Annotated in this window: 18 protein-coding genes, 1 tRNA gene and 1 pseudogene; 5 read left to right on the forward strand and 15 right to left on the reverse strand. The window is 34.6% G+C overall.

What is annotated here, in order from left to right; translation table 11 throughout:
• Positions 1 to 39: 39 nt before the first annotated feature.
• Complete coding sequence (locus GON26_RS18215; protein WP_160376200.1) at positions 40 to 1,434, reverse strand: alpha/beta fold hydrolase; 1,395 nt, start codon at positions 1,432 to 1,434, stop codon at positions 40 to 42.
• Positions 1,435 to 1,513: 79 nt separating this feature from the next.
• On the opposite strand from GON26_RS18215, the gene GON26_RS18220 reads away from it, so the two are divergent.
• A complete protein-coding gene (locus tag GON26_RS18220; protein ID WP_160376201.1) occupies positions 1,514 to 2,197 on the forward strand; it encodes an ArsR/SmtB family transcription factor in 684 nt (227 codons plus the stop codon).
• 60 nt (positions 2,198 to 2,257) lie between these two features.
• On the opposite strand, the gene GON26_RS18225 is transcribed toward GON26_RS18220, so the two are convergent.
• Both GON26_RS18225 and GON26_RS18230 read right to left on the reverse strand, forming a co-directional pair.
• A complete protein-coding gene (locus GON26_RS18225; protein WP_160376202.1) occupies positions 2,258 to 2,797 on the reverse strand; it encodes a DUF3575 domain-containing protein in 540 nt (179 codons plus the stop codon).
• A 318-nt stretch (positions 2,798 to 3,115) separates the two neighbouring features.
• On the reverse strand, positions 3,116 to 3,478 hold the full coding sequence (locus tag GON26_RS18230) for a winged helix-turn-helix transcriptional regulator (RefSeq protein WP_160376203.1): 363 nt from the start codon (positions 3,476 to 3,478) through the stop codon (positions 3,116 to 3,118).
• Between the two features lie 136 nt (positions 3,479 to 3,614).
• Between GON26_RS18230 and GON26_RS18235 the strand changes: the two are divergent.
• Positions 3,615 to 4,397, forward strand: a pseudogene (locus tag GON26_RS18235) (SDR family oxidoreductase).
• Positions 4,398 to 4,418: 21 nt separating this feature from the next.
• On the forward strand, positions 4,419 to 4,742 hold the full coding sequence (locus GON26_RS18240; RefSeq protein WP_160376204.1) for a nuclear transport factor 2 family protein: 324 nt from the start codon (positions 4,419 to 4,421) through the stop codon (positions 4,740 to 4,742).
• Positions 4,743 to 5,072: 330 nt separating this feature from the next.
• Here GON26_RS18240 and GON26_RS18245 read toward each other — a convergent pair whose 3' ends face one another.
• Entirely contained in the window at positions 5,073 to 5,321 is a 249-nt protein-coding gene (locus tag GON26_RS18245; protein ID WP_160376205.1) for a GIY-YIG nuclease family protein, read from the reverse strand.
• A 59-nt stretch (positions 5,322 to 5,380) separates the two neighbouring features.
• Positions 5,381 to 5,455, reverse strand: a tRNA-Val gene (locus tag GON26_RS18250).
• A 242-nt stretch (positions 5,456 to 5,697) separates the two neighbouring features.
• Here GON26_RS18250 and GON26_RS18255 point away from each other — a divergent pair.
• Positions 5,698 to 7,488, forward strand: a complete 1,791-nt coding sequence (locus GON26_RS18255; protein ID WP_160376206.1) for an ABC transporter ATP-binding protein — start codon at positions 5,698 to 5,700, stop codon at positions 7,486 to 7,488.
• A 68-nt stretch (positions 7,489 to 7,556) separates the two neighbouring features.
• Here the strand turns inward: GON26_RS18255 and GON26_RS18260 are convergent, their stop codons facing one another.
• The 7 genes from GON26_RS18260 to GON26_RS18290 form a co-directional block, all read right to left on the reverse strand.
• Complete coding sequence (locus GON26_RS18260) at positions 7,557 to 8,204, reverse strand: DUF5661 family protein (RefSeq protein WP_160376207.1); 648 nt, start codon at positions 8,202 to 8,204, stop codon at positions 7,557 to 7,559.
• An 89-nt stretch (positions 8,205 to 8,293) separates the two neighbouring features.
• Positions 8,294 to 8,455 carry a DUF1328 domain-containing protein gene (locus GON26_RS18265; protein ID WP_160376208.1) on the reverse strand — a complete coding sequence of 54 codons (162 nt, stop codon included), beginning with the start codon at positions 8,453 to 8,455 and terminating at the stop codon, positions 8,294 to 8,296.
• Positions 8,456 to 8,564: 109 nt separating this feature from the next.
• Positions 8,565 to 9,650 carry a DNA topoisomerase IB gene (locus GON26_RS18270; protein WP_160376209.1) on the reverse strand — a complete coding sequence of 362 codons (1,086 nt, stop codon included), beginning with the start codon at positions 9,648 to 9,650 and terminating at the stop codon, positions 8,565 to 8,567.
• Between the two features lie 52 nt (positions 9,651 to 9,702).
• Positions 9,703 to 9,942 (reverse strand): DUF7218 family protein, encoded by a 240-nt coding sequence (locus tag GON26_RS18275; RefSeq protein WP_160376210.1) that lies wholly within the window; start codon positions 9,940 to 9,942, stop codon positions 9,703 to 9,705.
• Between the two features lie 219 nt (positions 9,943 to 10,161).
• Entirely contained in the window at positions 10,162 to 10,920 is a 759-nt protein-coding gene (locus GON26_RS18280; RefSeq protein ID WP_160376211.1) for a hypothetical protein, read from the reverse strand.
• The gene (locus GON26_RS18285; RefSeq protein ID WP_160376212.1) at positions 10,921 to 11,406 is read right to left on the reverse strand and encodes a glycine-rich domain-containing protein; all 486 of its coding nucleotides are present in this window, start codon (positions 11,404 to 11,406) and stop codon (positions 10,921 to 10,923) included.
• A 211-nt stretch (positions 11,407 to 11,617) separates the two neighbouring features.
• Positions 11,618 to 11,890 (reverse strand): hypothetical protein, encoded by a 273-nt coding sequence (locus GON26_RS18290; RefSeq protein WP_160376213.1) that lies wholly within the window; start codon positions 11,888 to 11,890, stop codon positions 11,618 to 11,620.
• A gap of 285 nt (positions 11,891 to 12,175) precedes the next feature.
• On the opposite strand from GON26_RS18290, the gene GON26_RS18295 reads away from it, so the two are divergent.
• Positions 12,176 to 12,592 carry a hypothetical protein gene (locus tag GON26_RS18295; protein ID WP_160376214.1) on the forward strand — a complete coding sequence of 139 codons (417 nt, stop codon included), beginning with the start codon at positions 12,176 to 12,178 and terminating at the stop codon, positions 12,590 to 12,592.
• A gap of 86 nt (positions 12,593 to 12,678) precedes the next feature.
• Here GON26_RS18295 and GON26_RS18300 read toward each other — a convergent pair whose 3' ends face one another.
• The 3 genes from GON26_RS18300 to GON26_RS18310 form a co-directional block, all read right to left on the reverse strand.
• Positions 12,679 to 13,170, reverse strand: coding sequence for a hypothetical protein (locus tag GON26_RS18300; protein WP_160376215.1), 492 nt, complete (start codon positions 13,168 to 13,170; stop codon positions 12,679 to 12,681).
• 300 nt (positions 13,171 to 13,470) lie between these two features.
• Positions 13,471 to 14,055 carry a glutathione peroxidase gene (locus GON26_RS18305; RefSeq protein WP_160376216.1) on the reverse strand — a complete coding sequence of 195 codons (585 nt, stop codon included), beginning with the start codon at positions 14,053 to 14,055 and terminating at the stop codon, positions 13,471 to 13,473.
• Positions 14,056 to 15,779: 1,724 nt separating this feature from the next.
• Positions 15,780 to 17,996 (reverse strand): TonB-dependent receptor, encoded by a 2,217-nt coding sequence (locus GON26_RS18310; protein WP_160376217.1) that lies wholly within the window; start codon positions 17,994 to 17,996, stop codon positions 15,780 to 15,782.
• Positions 17,997 to 18,002: the final 6 nt, after the last annotated feature.

Genomic DNA, 18,002 nt, shown 5'->3' on the forward strand with positions numbered 1-18,002 from the left:
GATTTTCAGAGACTACAATCGAACACTTAATAGCTCTTATTATTCATTAACTTTTTTACTGTCATTTGGTGCTTCACTTCTATCGAACATTCCATAATCCCGAATAACCTGAGCTATTCGTAAATGATAATCTTTAAAAACAAATTCTCTGCCTTTAGATTGGGCGTTTCTATGTATCTCAAGATTGCGCCATTCTTCAATTGCTTTTTCGTTTTCCCAAAAAGATAATGATAGTATTTTTTCTGGGTTATAAATACTTTGAAATCTTTCTATTGAAATAAATCCTTTTATTTTTTCTAATTCTAGTTTCAGGCTTAAAGCAATATCCAAATATTCTTGTTTGTGATTGGCTTTTGGAATTACTTCAAAAATTACAGCAATATTATGTTTGTTCGTTTCATTAAAATCAGCTCCTTGTTTTAGAAAAGAAAGCGTTTCATAATATAAATCCTTTCTGCTTTTTTCTAAATGCTGAACGTGGGTACCGCTTTCAATAACAACATATTTTTTTGACTGCGCATTCTCTAAAGCAGTAAATAAATTTTCAGCATCGATATTATTTGGATACTTGTCCCATTCGCCTCTTATAATCAATGTTTTGGATTTAATATCCTTAGGATTAAAATACGGTTTATTGTGCATTAAATCTTCAACATCTTGCGAAGGTCCAGATGGAAAACGAATGCTTTCATTTTTTGATTTGGCAATTAAAGGATCACTTTTTGCCCAAATACTCCCCCAATTCTCAAAAATTTCAGGTTCTAATCGACAAATTTTACCCGTTGGAGTTAAATTTTTCATTCTTTCAATTCTTTCTTTCGGTGTCATTTCGTCATAAGAACCTTCAATGTTTTCAATCGCAGAAGTCTCATTTCTAGACGTTATTGTTGCAAATAATACGAGTTTCTCTATTTTATCAGGAAATTGTGTAGCAAACAAGCCAGCAACTGTTCCGCCCCAGGAATGTCCTATTAAATAAATTTTATTTTTACCTGTTTTCTTTAAAATCATTTCAACTGCTTTTACAACATCCAAACAAACATCAGTTGCGCGCCCGACAACCTTAGTTCCTTTAGAGGTACTTTCCATTTCAGGATAGCGGTCAGAATTTCCATATCCTAAAAAGTCAAGCCCGTAAACATCATAACCATTAGAGGATAAACTACTCATCCAGGAAATATTATTCATTTTAAAACCAAAAGAAAGTGCTGTAGGAAATGTTGAACCGTGAAGAAAAAGAACTGGATAGTCGTTTGAAATAACATTTGGTGCAACATGATGGATTGCTATTTCTAAATTTGGTATATGACTTTGAATTTTTAAAATTTCCATAGTGTTAGTTTGATTAAATTGTGAATTGTCATTTTTGTTTTGTGAAAATAATTGGCCAAAAGTCATAGAAACTATTAGTAAAATCAGTTTTGTTTTTTTCATTTTGAATAAAATTTTTCGCAAATGTAAAAACGCATTATCTTTAACACTTAATTTTATATTTAACAATGTTTGTAATCGTATGAATAATGAAATAAGCGAAATAAGTGCTTTGATAGGAAACCCAATGAGGTCTGTAATCTTATGGACTTTACTTGACAATAGAGCCTACACTGCTATCGAATTATCTAATATCGTAGAAACATCGGCTCAAAATATTAGTATCCATTTGTCAAAATTGGTAAATGCAGAACTTTTGAGTGTCGAAAGCCAGGGAAGGCATAAATATTACAAAATCTCAAATCAAGAAGTAGCTTCGGCTATTGAAGGAATTGCAAACTTAATTCCTAAAGATAAGCATAGAAAAATTTTCACTAACAATTCTAATATTAAACACTGTAGAACCTGTTATGATCATTTAGCTGGAAAAATTGGTGTAAAAATTACGGAAAAATTGCTGTCGGAAAATTATCTTAAACTAGAAAATAAAGCATATCTAATTACTGAAAAAGGTGAAATTTTTTTCGAAGATTTTGGAATTGACCTTTTAGAATTAAAAAAGCAAAGAAGAACATTTGCAAAGCCTTGTTTAGATTGGAGCGAAAGAAAAGATCATCTTTCTGGTTCACTGGCAACTGCTCTTTTAAATAAAATGTTAGCATTAGATTGGATTAGAAAAATCGCTAACTCAAGAGCATTAATGATAACCTCTAAAGGGGAAAAAGAATTTAATAAAAAATTCAATTTAAATATTCTAAATGAGTAATTAATAAACAAAGCCACTAGAATCCAGCAGCTTTGTAAAAGTTTTTATTTAATTATTGTTTTAAAATCTATAGCCTACATGAAAACCAAATCTCGCAACTTGGGTGTGGTCAGTCTTATCAGCATTAAATAAAAGTTTTCCCAAACCAGCGTTGATTTCAAAAATAAATCCACTTTTAGTAACCCATTTACTTCCTAAGCCTAAACCAAGGGAAAAATCAATAACATCAGAACCTTCAGTAAATACTGAATTATCATTTATATCATATATTTTTTTTCCGTCAATTGAACTTAACATTCCAAATCCTTCGGCAAAAAAACCGGAAGCAAATTTCTTTCCGAAATATCTTCTATAATAGGGCGATACAGAATAATTTAAATCATCGTGTGATTTATCATTATTAAATACTGTAAAAACAGAAACCCCTACTGAGGATTTTTTATTCAAGTTCCTTTCGTATGTCCCTTCAAATGCACCAGAAAGAGGTACTAACACATTTAATTTTAATTCATTTTTCTTTTCATTTTCAGCGTGATCATCTTGTGCCTTAACAACAAAAATCGAAAATAACATTGCAATGATTAAGTATTTTTTTTTCATAAATATAGAATTGATTGTTTATATCAAACCTATATTAATTTGTTTTATTAAATGTTAATAATATCTATGGCTCAAGTTAAATAAAACATAATTTTCTTACATATTTTTTCCTCAATCCAGAGCAAAAAAAACGCATTAAAAAATTAACGAGTTTCTTAGTGGGTTTTCAGGGAATGCAACCAAACACTTAATTGTAATTTTGACTTTTTTTAAAGGCTTAAATTTTTATAAATAACTGATATAAAGAATTATAAGATTAGTGCAAATAGAACAAGTAAACTGCATGTAAAACAAAAAGAGTATCCATTTTTCTACATCTTAATTTTGATCTAAGCGTTTTAAAATGAGCGATCTTAAACGTTCTTCATGCTCATCTCCCCAATTTCCAATAGCTGAAATTACAGGAATTAGTGTTTTTCCAAAATCTGTCAGACTATATTCGACTTTAGGAGGTACAACGGGGTAAATAATTTTTGAAACAAGTTCATGTTCCTCTAACTCCTTCAGCTGAATATTTAAAACCCTGCGTGAAGCATCCGGTATTTTACGCTGCAATTCACTTGGTCTTTTATGGCCTTCATTAATAAACCAAAGCAAACGTATCTTCCATTTGCCGTAAAGCACTTCACCTATCAGGTCAAGCCCGCAGTTTAAGTTAGGGATTGTTTTTCTTTCATACATATTACAAAAGTAATCCTATGTTCCTATATGTGCAATAGGGGAATAATTTATCCCTATCTGAATCGTAACTCCGTACTTGTGAGGAAGTAACATACTTCCGAGATTTGTACAATAGAAATTTAAAACACAACATTCAATGGATTATCAAAATGAATTATCAGGGAAGATTGCCTTAGTAACAGGAGGCACAAAAGGAGCCGGAAGAGCAATTGCAGAAAGGCTGCTACAAGCTGGGGCAACGGTTATTATTACTGCAAGAAACACACCGGATAAAGAAAACAGCAAGCTGCATTTTATTCCGTCCGACTTGAGTAAAGCAGAAGGAACACAAAAAGTTGTCACCGAAGTGCTGTCGTCTTAGGGAAGGCTTGACATTTTGGTGAACAATCTTGGTTCTTCAACAACACCTGCCGGTGGCTTTACAGCATTATCTGATGAAGATTGGGAATCAACTCTACAGGCTAATTTGCTTGCTCCGGTTCGACTGGACAGAGGTTTTTTACCTCAAATGATAGATCGAAAAAACGGAGTTATTATTCATATCGCTTCTATCCAGGGAATACTGCCACTTTATGACTCCACTTTGCCTTATGCGGCTGCAAAAGCGGGATTAAGAAACTATAGTAAAAGTTTATCGAATGAAGTTTCGCCTAAAGGTGTTCGGGTACTGACTGTTTCTCCCGGATGGATCAATACAGGAGCATCGAAAGCCTGGTTGGCTGAGATTGCAAGAAACGCCAATAGTACTGTCGAAGAAGCACAGCAAGGAGTAATGGACGCATTGGGCGGAATACCGTACGGCAGACCCGCTGAGCCAGAAGAAGTAGCTGAATTGGTTGGTTTTCTTGTTTCTCCAAGAGCCAGTTATTTATCAGGAACTGAATATGTAATCGATGGCGGTACTGTACCAACAATTTAATAATCTTTAAAAATAATAACAATGAATTTACCAAAAGTATTAACAAACTTGATTAAAGCACAGAACGAATTTGACGCTGTGACTTATGCCAATTTGTTTTCAGAAACTGCCGAAGTGTTTGACGAAGGTAAAACGCATAATGGAAGACTTGAAATAGAACGTTGGATCGATCACTCAAACAAGAACTACCAATCAGTGATGAAACCACTGGAATATACCGAAAACGGTACAACAAGCATCTTAACTGCAGAATGTTCAGGAAAATTCCCAGGAAGCCCTATCTCGCTAAAATTTCACTTTGATATTGTGGATGGGCAAATTCAGCATTTAAAAGTAACAGATTAAACATAAAAGAGTAATAACAGATAGAAATTATCTTTACTACACTATTTTTTCCTTTTTTGGTTAACTAATATTTATCCTAATTTTTGTTATTTGACAGGTTTTCGTGTTGATCCGTTTTCGTGTTTATTATATTGATTCGTTTGGAATTTGGAATTTTAGAAAATTGAAATTTCTAAAAATATGTAACCGCAAAAAAGAGCATAAAAAAAACTCCTTAATTTCTTAAGGAGTTTTTTGGTGGGCGATGATAGCTTGTTCCGATTTTTCATCGGAAGGTTCGAACCCCCGACCACTTCCGATGAAGAATCGGAATGCTCTGAACCAGCTGCGTTAATTTTTTGAAATTAGTTCTTGAATTTTGATTCTGCTTTTCCAAGATTTAATTTGTAATTCTCTTTCATGAGCTAAATCTTTTGATTCGTAGTTCTCAGTAAAAACAACTTTCCAGTCATTAACATTTCCAGTAAATCCTTTACTTTTCTGATTATGCCGAATAATTCTTTCTTGTAAATTAGAAGAATATCCTATATAAAATTTATTCTTGCTTTCGCTAAATAAAATATAAACAGTAAATTCCATAAGCCTATAAAATAAAAAAAACTCCGAAATCAAATGATTTTGGAGTTTTTGGAAGTTTGTGGGCGATGAGGGGTTCGAACCCCCGACCCCCTCGGTGTAAACGAGGTGCTCTGAACCAGCTGAGCTAATCGCCCTTTGTTTAAAGGTGTGCAAATATACAGCTAGAATTTGTATTTGCAAGGATATTTCGAAAAAAAATGAAATATTTTTACATTTATTTTTTATTACCCTCTTTTACAGGAGTTTATTTTTTACTTAAAAATAAGATTTCAGAACCTTATTGTTTTAATTGTTAAAATACAAAGGCTAAATGTTAACATTCTTTTGTAATCACTACCTATAGTCATACATTTGCATACCTTAATTGTATATTCAAATGGCAAGATTTCAAGAAAATGACTTACCTAAAGCTAAATTAGATTCTAATTCACTTCAAAAAGCTTTACGAATTTTTAAATATGCTAAAAACCATAAATGGAAATTTTTCGTCGGACTCCTATTTTTATTATTAACTAGCGCAACAGCATTGGCTTTTCCTAAATTAATGGGAATGTTAGTTGATTGTGTGACGAATAAAGATCTGGATAAAGCCAACGAAATAGCATTAACACTAATGGGAATACTGGTTTTACAAGCCGTTTTTTCCTTCTTCAGAATATCTCTTTTTGTAAATTTTACCGAAAACTCTTTATCTAATATTCGTTTTGCTTTGTATGAAAATCTGGTAAAACTACCCATGTCTTTCTATTCACAAAAGCGTGTTGGAGAATTGAATAGTAGAATCAGTGCCGATATTTCGCAATTGCAGGATACTTTTACTACTACTATTGCCGAATTTCTAAGACAATTTATCTTAATTATTGGAGGTTTTGTTATTCTGGGAAGCATTAGCCCAAAACTAACCCTGATGATGTTGGCTATTGTACCAGTAGTAGCTGTTGCTGCCGTTATTTTTGGTCGTTTTATTCGTAAATACGGAAAGAAAACACAAGATAAAGTGGCAGAAAGTCAGGTTATTGTCGAAGAAACTTTACAGGGAATCAGTAATGTAAAAGCTTTTGCTAATGAATGGTATGAAATCGAGCGTTACAAAAACAAAATTAAAGAAATTGTAAAAATCGCGATTAAAGGCGGACAATACCGCGGTTATTTCGCATCCTTCATCATTCTATGTCTTTTTGGCTGTGTAGTGGCTGTCGTTTGGTATGGTATTACATTGACTATAAAAGGAGAAGTTCAGGGTGTTGGAGATTTAATTTCATTTGTACTTTATACAACTTTTATCGGTGCTTCTTTTGGCGGTATTGCCGAAATGTATGCTCAGATTCAGAAAGCAGTGGGTGCTACAGAACGTGTTTTTGAATTATTAGAAGAAACTCCGGAAGAAATTAATGCCAATAGAAAAGGAGCTGCTGTAGAAAAAATCAAAGGAAAAGTTTCCTTTCAGAACGTTGCTTTCAGTTATCCTTCACGAAAAGAAATTCAGGTTCTTAAAAATGTCAATTTCACTGCTGATTTTGGTCAGAAGATAGCAATTGTAGGGCCTAGTGGCGCAGGAAAATCGACTATATCATCTTTATTATTACGTTTCTACGATATAACTTCAGGAGAAATTCTGGTTGACGGGAAAAACATTTACGATTATGATTTAGAAAATCTGCGTGGCAATATGAGTATCGTTCCTCAGGATGTAATTTTGTTTGGAGGAACCATTAGAGAAAACATTGCTTACGGTAAACCTGATGCTACAGACGAAGAAATTTTCCTGGCTGCTAAACAAGCTAATGCCTGGAATTTTGTCGAAGGTTTCCCTGAGAAATTCGAAACCCTGGTTGGAGAACGCGGGGTAAAATTATCCGGAGGACAACGCCAGCGTATTGCTATTGCAAGAGCTTTGCTTAAAAATCCAAGTATCTTAATTCTGGACGAAGCCACTTCTTCTTTGGATAGTGAAAGCGAAAAATTAGTTCAGGAAGCATTGGAAGTTTTAATGGAAGGAAGAACCAGTATCATCATCGCACACCGCCTTTCTACCATTAGAAATGCGGATAAGATATTAGTTTTGGATAACGGAAAAATTACCGAAGAAGGAACCCATCAGGAATTAATAAGTCTTGAAAACGGAATTTATAAAAACCTAAGCAATCTTCAGTTTAGTAATTCGTAAAACCAATTAATTCTTATAAAATCAATCTATAAAAAAGCCTCTTTTTACGAAGAGGCTTTTGCGTTTATCTAATCGCCAATGATTTCCAAAGGCGGAATATCATCCATTTTTTCAAGGCGTTCTGCAAGACCGGCTCTGGCTTCTGTAAGTTCCAGTTCGGCTTTGCCTAATTCTTTGTACCATTTTTCTTTTCCGGTAGTTGCCGTTTCAATCTTGCGTAGGATTTCATAAATTTCTCCTTCGGCTTCCATGATTTTCAGTCTTTTGTAATACGTCAGACTTTCGGTCATGTGTGCCAGGGCAATCATAGCGGTTAAAAACGGATGATTATTGGTTACATTTACATCTTTTATTTTGCCATGTTCTAATTCTACTTTCAAGGCAAAAGCAAACTCTTCCATATTGAATGCTTCGTGTTTGCTTTTCGGATTTAGGTATGCTTTTATCGCTTCTACATTATTCATGGTCGAAAGATCTACATCTGTTTTTTTCTCATCATGCAAATCTTTATAGACTACATTAGCAATAGCTCTGGCCTCGGCTACGGTTGGGTCGTTATCAGGATTGTCAAAATCACGTGTGGACCAATCCCAGTTTTTAGGATGGACTGGCTTTATATATTTCTCACAAAAATCTGTTACATCATTTTTTAAACTTACCATTTCATCCTCTCTTTTGATATAAACATCCTGGTAAGCACCGCTTTTTGTTCCCATAATTTTATTATTTTAAAAATACAAACGACACATTTATCAGGATATATGTGTCGTTTTTTATTTGTTCTATCTTCTATTTATATTTTCAACTAAATATTTCTTCTTCCGCTTATTAGTGATAGGATAAATAAGACTAGAAATATAAAGAATAATACCTTCGCGATACTAGCGGCTCCAGCGGCAATACCACCAAAACCAAATATTCCGGCTACTATAGCAAGAATAATAAAAATGACTGTCCAACGTAACATAATATTGATTTTTTAGTTAATAATGATTTAGTTTGTTACTCAAATTTCCTATTTTTAAAAGAGATACATTAACTCAATAGATTCTTTTATTAACGCTACAAATCCGGTTTTACAATAAATTGATTTGATAGTTCGTAATCAGTTCTGAGAATGCTATTTCCGTACGGGAAAAATATTTCTTATTACTTCGGCTTTTCTTTGCCTTATCAAAGTATTTTTTGATGGAACCATCTTCATAGGTAGTAACCAGCAAGGGATGCACATAATAATTGCGGCAAACGTTTCTGGTATTGCCTAATGCTTCTGCCGTAACATCATAGGCTTCCAGTATATTTTTCTTGATTTCTTTTTCATCCGAAGTGATGCCAAAACCCATTAGCGTTTCAAAGAATATAATCGATGCGGCCCAGGTTCTAAAGTCCTTGGCACTAAAATATTCTCCTGAAATACTATGCAAATACTGATTGACCATGTGGCTGTCTAACACTTTCCGTTCGCCATTTTTATCATAATATTTAAAGACTTCCCAACCCGGAATTTCTTCGCATCTGCTTACTAGTTTCACCAATTGTTTGTTGCGGGTCGTAATCGTATGCTGTTTCCCCTTTTTACCAATAAATTCAAACTTGAGTGAGTTCTTATTGATGTTGATATGACGCTTTCTTAAGGTCGATAGCCCGTATGATTTATTATCTTTTGCATATTTCTCATTACCTATCCTGATATGGGTTTCCTCCATCAGCCTGATGACAAGGGCTACGACTTTTTCTTTGCCCCATTCTTTTTGTTCCAAATCTTTATCGACTTGTTTTCTGATGGCGGGTAACTTGTTTCCAAATTCGGCTATTTTATAAAACTTGGTTTGATTTCGAATCAGATTCCATTTTGGGTGATAGCGGTATTGCTTTCTGTTTTTATCATCAAGTCCCACTGCCTGCAAATGCCCGTTCTTTAGATCCGAAATTTGCACATTTACCCAAGCCGGTGGCAACACCAGACTGCTAATTCGCTTCAGTTCGCTTTTTTGCTTAATGCAGCGTCCGTTCTTTTTATAAACAAACCCTTCCTCTGCCCTGCATCTTTCAATTGGCAGCTCTTGATTGTTTACATATACCAAATCTAATTTTTCGAGTACTAAATGTGGGGTTTTAAGCAACTGATTAACCAGTTTCTCTGTTTTAGCCGCTGCATTCATGATAGCTTATTTTAGTGAAAGATTATGTTGACGAAGTTTTTATACCGAATGTTTAGTTATGGCGTAAAGCCTCAATTATTTCATTCTTTTTCATCTTAGAGCGGCCTGCAATACCTACGTTTCGGGCTTGTACGCTAAGTTCTTTTTTTGTCCATTGCTCGTATGGTTTTGCTTTGCCGCCTTTTACACCCGCATCAGGTGTGTTTGCAATACGAGCCGATTTTTGCTTGCTATATCCTTTTTCAAGCAAAGCTCTGTATTGTTCTTCGTTTTTAATTCTTGGATCTGGCATGACTAAATCAATTTAAATGAATACTCCAGTTAGTTGTATTCCAAAATTCGGTAAAAAGCAAAATTCCTATGTTATATAATTTAAAACCGAAATTTCATAATTAACTGCATGCTATGCTATTAGAATGAGGTATAAAAAAATATCCCAACTCTTTCGTGTTGGGATACTTGTTGTTTTCTGATGTAGATAGCATTGGGGAAAATGTTTCAAATTCATATTTCAGTCTCCCCCACAACCTCCGCAGCCGCTACAGCCACTTCCGCAACCACTGTCACCACTGCAGCCGCTATCAAAACTCACCGAAAAGTGATCAAAACCGGAACTGTAGCCACTACAGCCTGAACCTGAATTAAGTGTATTTATCTTCGTAGTCTCCAAGCCTAAGTCCATATCTATCTGGTGCAAGAGTCCATAGTCTATATTGACCAAAATAAAGATATTAGCACCAATCAGTTGTATGAGTTCAACCGCTTTCTGGTTTTCGATACTGTTTAATCCTGACAATTGATTGCCTGCATCCTGAATTTCTTTTTTGATCTTTCTTTTCAGTTCAGTACCATATTCTGTAAGACTGTATCCATAAAACATTTTCTGAAAGAAGTTTTGATGAAAGCATTTCCTTAGAGCTGGCGTTTTAATCACATCATTCTTTAACTCCTCTAATGTTCTTGATTTTTGATATCCTATCTTCACCAAATTCCGAAACAATATCGGAACACTATCATAAGGATCAAAACTGGACAGGAATATTCGTTCGTGGTTTTTAGATGGATAGGATTTAAAGTTTGGCCCTGCCACCACATATTCATAAACTCTGGTGTCTTGCCTTACATGAGGTTTTCTTTCTACTTCAATGATTTTTAAAACCTGTTTGAATAACAAATCAATAAATGTTATTTTTAAAAGTTCCTTGTGCGTTACACTTTCTTTGGTCAATACAAGTATTTCGGCAGGAGTTAGTTCTGTCAAATATTTCATTTAAAATGGCTTTTTAATGATCCAGTTTTTATCCAGGTTTACCCGTTCAAAATTAATCTCCGTAAATCTTATTTGACTTGACGGCCATATATCATGAGGGGCTTGATTTTTAAAAACTTCCAGATACAATTGTTTTGTTTTGTCGTACCAATCTGTGAATTTACTTTTTTCGGTATCACCACCTTTGGTTGGTCCGTGATGAATCTTTCTTTTAAGGATATCTCCACAAAAATCTTCCCAATAAGACTGGGTATAAAGCAAATGCAGATGCCAGACCTGATCTACCTGATCTGATGGTGTTAGGGGATGATCTGCAATTGTCAAAAGGAAAATGAATTTTTTATATTCTAAAATCGTCCGGATCGAATATTCAATTGTCCAGCCGTTTTCTCTGGCAAGCCTGTCAGTAAAACTCAGCGAAACATCCGGATCATCCAATTCAAAATTTTTAATAGTATTCCACAATACTAATTGTTCTTCATTCATGTTTTCTTTTTGCTTCAGCTGTTCTTTATATTGTTTTATGTTAGTTGGTAACTTGGGTCAGCTATTTGTAATACTAGTAAATTTAAAATAAAAAGGCGGCATTACCATTACATTCCAGTCTTCCTTGTCCATAGCTTATTATTCTTTTAAGTTATACTGAAATTTACCGAGTAAGAATAGATTGTTTCTTATAAATAATTCCAATAATAAACTATAAAGCACCAATATCATCAATAGAATCTTCAACAATTACTTTTGATTTAATCATTTTTAAGCCCAGTTTAGCTATATACTTTATTAGTAATCCAAAAACAAAAATCACAAGTAAAGACCCCATTAAGTAACCAAGACCACTTGCTGTTGATTCCTTAAATTCGCTTATCGTTGGAACAATTGCATTTAGTGAACTCATTAATAATGCTAAGGATAAACATCCTGCAAATAAAAATAAAAACCAACCTGTAATTTTCTTTAATACATTCATAATAAAACACTTAAAATTACTTAACTAAAGTCTTTATGTCTAATAAAAACCTATTATATTTAAGCTAATATACTATAAATTACAGCACAAATAAAATCGCTATAAAGACTTTTTTGCATTTACGCTTCTTTATAAAAAACTTCCATAACATACACTTCCATTTTTGAGGTTCAGTACTTACTCTATGAGGCTTCAACTTCCAAATATGAGGTTCTCACTTCCATAGATGGGGTCAAAAGGTCCATATAAGAGGTTTAATACTCCATATATGAGGCTAAAAGGTTCATGTATGAGGTTCGAAGCCTCATGTATGGGGTTCCAACTTCCATACATGAGGCTAAGAGGTCCAAATTTGGGGTTCGAAACCTCATACATGGGGTTGCCAGCCTCAAATTTGGGGTTCCGAACCTCAAATTTGGAAGTTTGAACCTCAAACTTGGGGTTCTCAGCCTCAAATTTGGGGTTCCGAACCCCATACATGGAAGTTTGTACCCCATACATGGGGTTGACAACCTCAAATTTGAGGTTCCAGACGTCATACATGGGGTTGCTAACCTCAAATTTGAGGTTCCGAACGTCATAAATGAGGTTGCCAACGTCAAATTTGAGGTTCGGAACGTCAAATTTGAGGTCTCGAACGTCAAATTTGACGTTCCGAACCTCATACGTGGAGTTGTAGTTTTATCCCTTGAAGGGTTTTAAACCCTTCAAGGGATAAAAACAAGCATAAAAAAAGCCTTTCAACGGTTTTATCCGGAAAGGCTTTCTAAATTGGAGTGATTTTATAGTTATTCCGAATCTTCGGTTGGCTTTCTTGAAACTGTCGTTCCCGTTCTATTAAAAAATTGTGCCAGTTCTATTACTTTAGACTCATAGCCAAAGTTGTTAGAATTCTTTTTGAATTTGGCATAATCATAATCCGTAAGTGCAGCCTGATAATTATCGTAATCATGCAGGATTTTATTGTTTTTAAGGTTGATTAGCAGGTTTTCTAAACGCATAATATAATTTTGCAAAAACTCCCTTGATTCTATATCTTCTAAAAACTTATTCCAGTCGATATCCGGACAGCACAAAACGGGCTGACTGTCTCTTAAATCCCGTACTTTATTAATAAGAAGCTTGTTCTGCTCGTGCACGCTCCCAAACTTTAACCGATCTGCACTCGACAATGTTTTAAATTTATCCGATAGTGTTGCTTCTATGGCTTCGAGGTGGTTTAAAGCTGCTGTTTTTTCAGTTGGCGTATAAGGTGATGGGCTTAAATTCTTTAATGACATACTTTTACTTTTATTGGTTTATATTATTTCATCAGCGAAAGAAACTCTTTTTATATCAGTAATTTCTTTCAGGTGAAATTGATAAATAAAATCTAATACTGCAATACCCTAATTTAGTGATTTTGCGCTCGAACTAGTTCTATACGGGATGTAGAACTAGTTCTATGCAGTAAAGATTTCCTCTTTAGCTATGCTACATAAAACCTTTACAAGCCAGCTTAGTTTTAGCCATAAAAAAATCCACAAACCTACAGTTTGAAACTGCTGGTTTGTGGATTCGTATTGAGTTTGTTTTAAAATCTAACTTTTAATCCAGTTGATAACCTCCGGATCTGTAGGTAATGTTTTCGGGTGTATTACTTTTGCCAGTTCTCCTTTTTCATTGATAAGGTATTTTTGAAAATTCCATTCTACTTCAGAATCCTGTAAACCGTTTTTAGATTTCTGAGTTAAGAATTTATATACTTCACACATATCATCTCCTTTTACAGAAACCTTGTCCATCATCGGGAACGTTACACCATAGTTTTGTTGGCAAAAAGCACCAATTTCTTCATTAGTACCTGGCTCCTGTCCTGCAAAGTTATTAGCCGGAAACCCAACAATTGTAAATCCCTGGTCTTTGTATTCTTTGTAAATCGCTTCCAGATCTTTGTATTGTGGCGTTAATCCACATTTAGAAGCCGTGTTTACTATCATCACCTTCTTTCCTTTTAAGGAAGCAAAATCAAAGGTATCTCCCGATAAATCCTGTACTTTAAACTGATAGATCGTTTCTTTTGTCATGAGCTTATCTTTATTAGAGGTTTGTTTACTTGTTTGTGCCTGCAGCGTTGTTGCAGCAAAAACCAAAGCGATTGAAGCTAAATATACGAGTGTTTTCATTGTTTATATTTTTTATAAAATTAATCAAAAAAGATTTTCATTCCTAATACTTATCAGGTATAAAAAATCTATGGTCATCTATGTTTTGGCAAAGCCAAAAGGGATTAGCAGTACCGCATCCGGACAGTAGAAGTCCGATTATGATTGAATAGCCTCCAGCTTTAGCTGGATGGTTACAATTTGTGGTATCGTAAAGGCTTTAGCCGAATACTAGATTCGTTTTTAATTTGGCTAAAGCCTATTCACTTTAAATCTTGCTAATCTCCAACTAAAGTTGGAGGCTATTCATTCTATTTTTGGCAAAGCCAAAAGGGATAATTGTAGGGCATTTGGACAGTATGACCGCAATTGAGGTTGAATAGCCTCCAGCTTTAGCTGGATGGTTACAATTTGTGGTATCGTAAAGGCTTTAGCCGAATACTAGATTCGCTTATAATTTGGCTAAAGCCTATTCACTTTAAATCTTGCTAATCTCCAACTAAAGTTGGAGGCTATTCATCCTGTTTTATATACAAAAACTTTGAGTTTTGGCAAAGCCAAAAGAGATTAGCAGTACCGCATCCGGACAGGAGAAGCCCGATTATGATTGAATAGCCTCCAACTTTAGCTGGATGGTTATAATTTGTGGTATCGTAAAGACTTTAGCCAAATACTAGATTCGCTTATAATTTGGCTAAAGCCCATTCACTTTTAATTTTACTAATCTCCAACTAAAGTTGGAGGCTATTCATTCTATTTTTGGCAAAGCCAAAAGGGATAACTGTAGGGCATTTGGACAGTATGACCGCAATTGAGGTTGAATAGCGTCCAGCTTTAGCTGGATGGTTATAATTTGTGGTATCATAAAGGCTTTAGCCAAATACTAGATTCGCTTATAATTTGGCAAAAGCCCATACACTTTTAATTTTACTAATCTCCAACTAAAGTTGGAGGCTATTCATACTATTTTTGGCAAAGCCAAAAGGGATTACTGTAGGGCATTTGGACAGTATGACCGCAATTGAGGTTGAATAGCCTCCAGCTTTAGCTGAATGGTTACAATTTGTGGTATCATAAAGGCTTTAGCCAAATACTAGATTCGCTTATAATTTGGCTAAAGCCCAAACACTTTTAATTTTACTAATCTCCAACTAAAGTTGGAGGCTATTCATCCTGTTTTATATACAAAAACTTTGAGTTTTGGCAAAGCCAAAAGAGATTAGCAGTACCGTATCCGGACAATAGAAGCCCGATTATGATTGAATAGCCTCCAGCTTTAGCTGGATGGTTATAATTTGTGGTATCATAAAGGCTTTAGCCGAATACTAGATTCGCTTATAATTTGGCTAAAGCCCATTCACTTTTAATTTTACTAATCTCCAACTAAAGTTGGAGGCTATTCATCCTGTTTTATAAAATATTATTTAATTAAACACATAGAAAACATAGGTTTTATAATTTTAAAAAAAAGTAAATCAAAAAGAAACTCGTTTCTTCAAACATAGCTATCTGTTTTAATGCAAGTGAAACGCCTTTTTTGACTTCAATAGGCTATGTTTCTATGTGTTAAATATAATTTCACCCAACGTTACTTAATTAAAATAATAATCAATCTCAGGTTGGTACCAAAAAACAGCTGGTTTCTTTAGAAATGAAACCGTCTCAACAAGCTCCCATAAAAAACGAAGCCTAGCGTTAATCAGACGCTAGGCTTCTCCCCAAAACAAACAAATCAAACCATGAACTTAAAATTTATAAGTAACCCTGGCTTTTAGAAAAAACGGTGTACCTGGTGTAAAATGAATTTCTTCGACACTCTCAGGCTCATTCTGTAATCTGGATTCGGTAGCAAATTGTGTCTCATTCCATTCTGAATTGAATAAATTTTCGACTGAAACCCCGAACGTCATATTTTTATAATCATAATTCACATTACAATCGGCAATAAAATAACCTTTGGCTACAATAGAATTATCTTCATTTGCCGGACGGCTGTCTAAATATCGGTAACGGATACCTCCCGAAAAGCCATTCCATTTCTGGAAACTGATTCCACCTGTAGTAGTAAAATCAGGTGCTAGCGGAATATAGTTTTGTCCTTCCGGATCATCAATACTTCGGGCATGCGTATAATTAGCATCAAGATCAAAAAAGAAGTAATCGCTTAACTGGTAACGAATACCTAAATCAGCTCCGTAGCGTTTGGTTTTTCCGCTTGGCTCTACAATACCGGCATCGCCCACATAAACAAATTCCTGTTCCAGATATAAATACCATACGGCTGAGTTAATTATTAGTTTAGGAAATGGTTTCCAGATAGTACCGATATCAGTTCCGATAGCGGTAGGCAGAATTTCTTTCCCCTGATTTTCAACCACCACTCTCGTATCATTAGAATGGAATCCCATACCTGTTTTTAAGTAAAACTGCAGATCATTACTTGGAGAGAAAATAAAGTTTAATTTAGGCGACACCTTAGTTTTATTCTCCGATTGCGTTTTATAATTCATCATTAACTTGTCCTGATAATTAAACTTGAAATAATCAACTCTAACTGCCGGATTGATAATTAGTTTACCAAAATGAAATTCGGTATTCAGATATGTAAATAAATTAGACTGATCTATATCCCCTAGTTTTATGGGTTCTAAAACTGTGCTTCGGTTTAATGTATGCGAAAGCTCTGTATCTGTAGTGGCATCGGCACGAACACCCACTCCTACCTGATAAAGAATATCGAAGTTGCTATAGACTACTTTTTTGTTTAACTCGGCATTTACACCATATATATCACGATCTTCTTTCTGTTTAATCTGATCACCATTAATAGGATCGTCTAAAAAGAAAGTGAAATTAGAATAGAGCTCAAATTGATAATTGCTATAAAAAGTATTCGCTTTTATAAAGGTATTTTCGTCAATTGGTTTAGTCAATGAAGCACTAAAATTTGTTCTGGACGTATTTCCTCCCTCGGTATCATCAACAGAACCAAATCTTGAAATAGTTCCGGCATCAACCAATCGTTGCGGAATTTGTCCTGATGCGTCCCATTTGCTGGAAAAATGAGATCCCAATACCGAAAATGTACTGTTATTATCCAGAATAGCAGAATATTTACCCAACAGATTAAGACGGTTGAAGTTTTGAGGAGAATCAAAAGGACCATCAGTTAGAATGTATTCGGTAGCAATATAAGCGCTCTGACGTTTTTGTTTTCCTAAAAGATCAAACAATCCTACAGTTCTAAACGTATTGAACTGCCCTACTTCCATACCAATACTGCTGTTCTCTAATTTATCTTTGGTTTTAAAATCTACGTAACCGGCTGTCGTAAAATCGCCTTTGTTAGCATAATAAGTACCTTTGCCAAAGTCAATTTTATCTACCGTTTCCGGAATTACAAAGTGCAGATCAGCATACCCTTGTCCGTGTGCATGCGAAACCATATTAACCGGCATTCCATCAACCGAAAGTCCAATATCAGTACCATGATCTATATCAAATCCTCTGAGGAATATTTGTTCAGCCTTACCACCTCCCGCATGCTGCCCAATAAACAAACCCGGAACCTTGCGTAAAATTTCCTGTGAAGAATTTACGGGTGTCGTTTCTAGATCTATTTTTGAAATAACATTCATGGCTGAAAGTTTAGGTTGAATAATGACCTCATTCAGTTGAAAACTATTCTCTTCAAGTGTAATTAAAATAGCTGATGCTTCGGTTATAGTGAAAATTGTTTTTTTATACCCCAGTGCACTTACCTCTAAATGATTTCCTATATTGGTGTTTACAATGCTAAAAATTCCAAATTGATTGGTATGTGCATGACTCTGTGTCTCTGTATTGTATATATAAACATTTTCGATTGGAAGTCCGAAAGCATCAACTATTGAACCTTTTTGAACCTGATTATATCCCTTGACACTAAAAAGTATCAGCAATAACATAGCTAGTTTTCTCATTTGATT

Origin of the sequence: Flavobacterium hydrocarbonoxydans (assembly GCF_009789235.1) — a bacterium.
GTDB classification, from domain to species: domain Bacteria; phylum Bacteroidota; class Bacteroidia; order Flavobacteriales; family Flavobacteriaceae; genus Flavobacterium; species Flavobacterium hydrocarbonoxydans.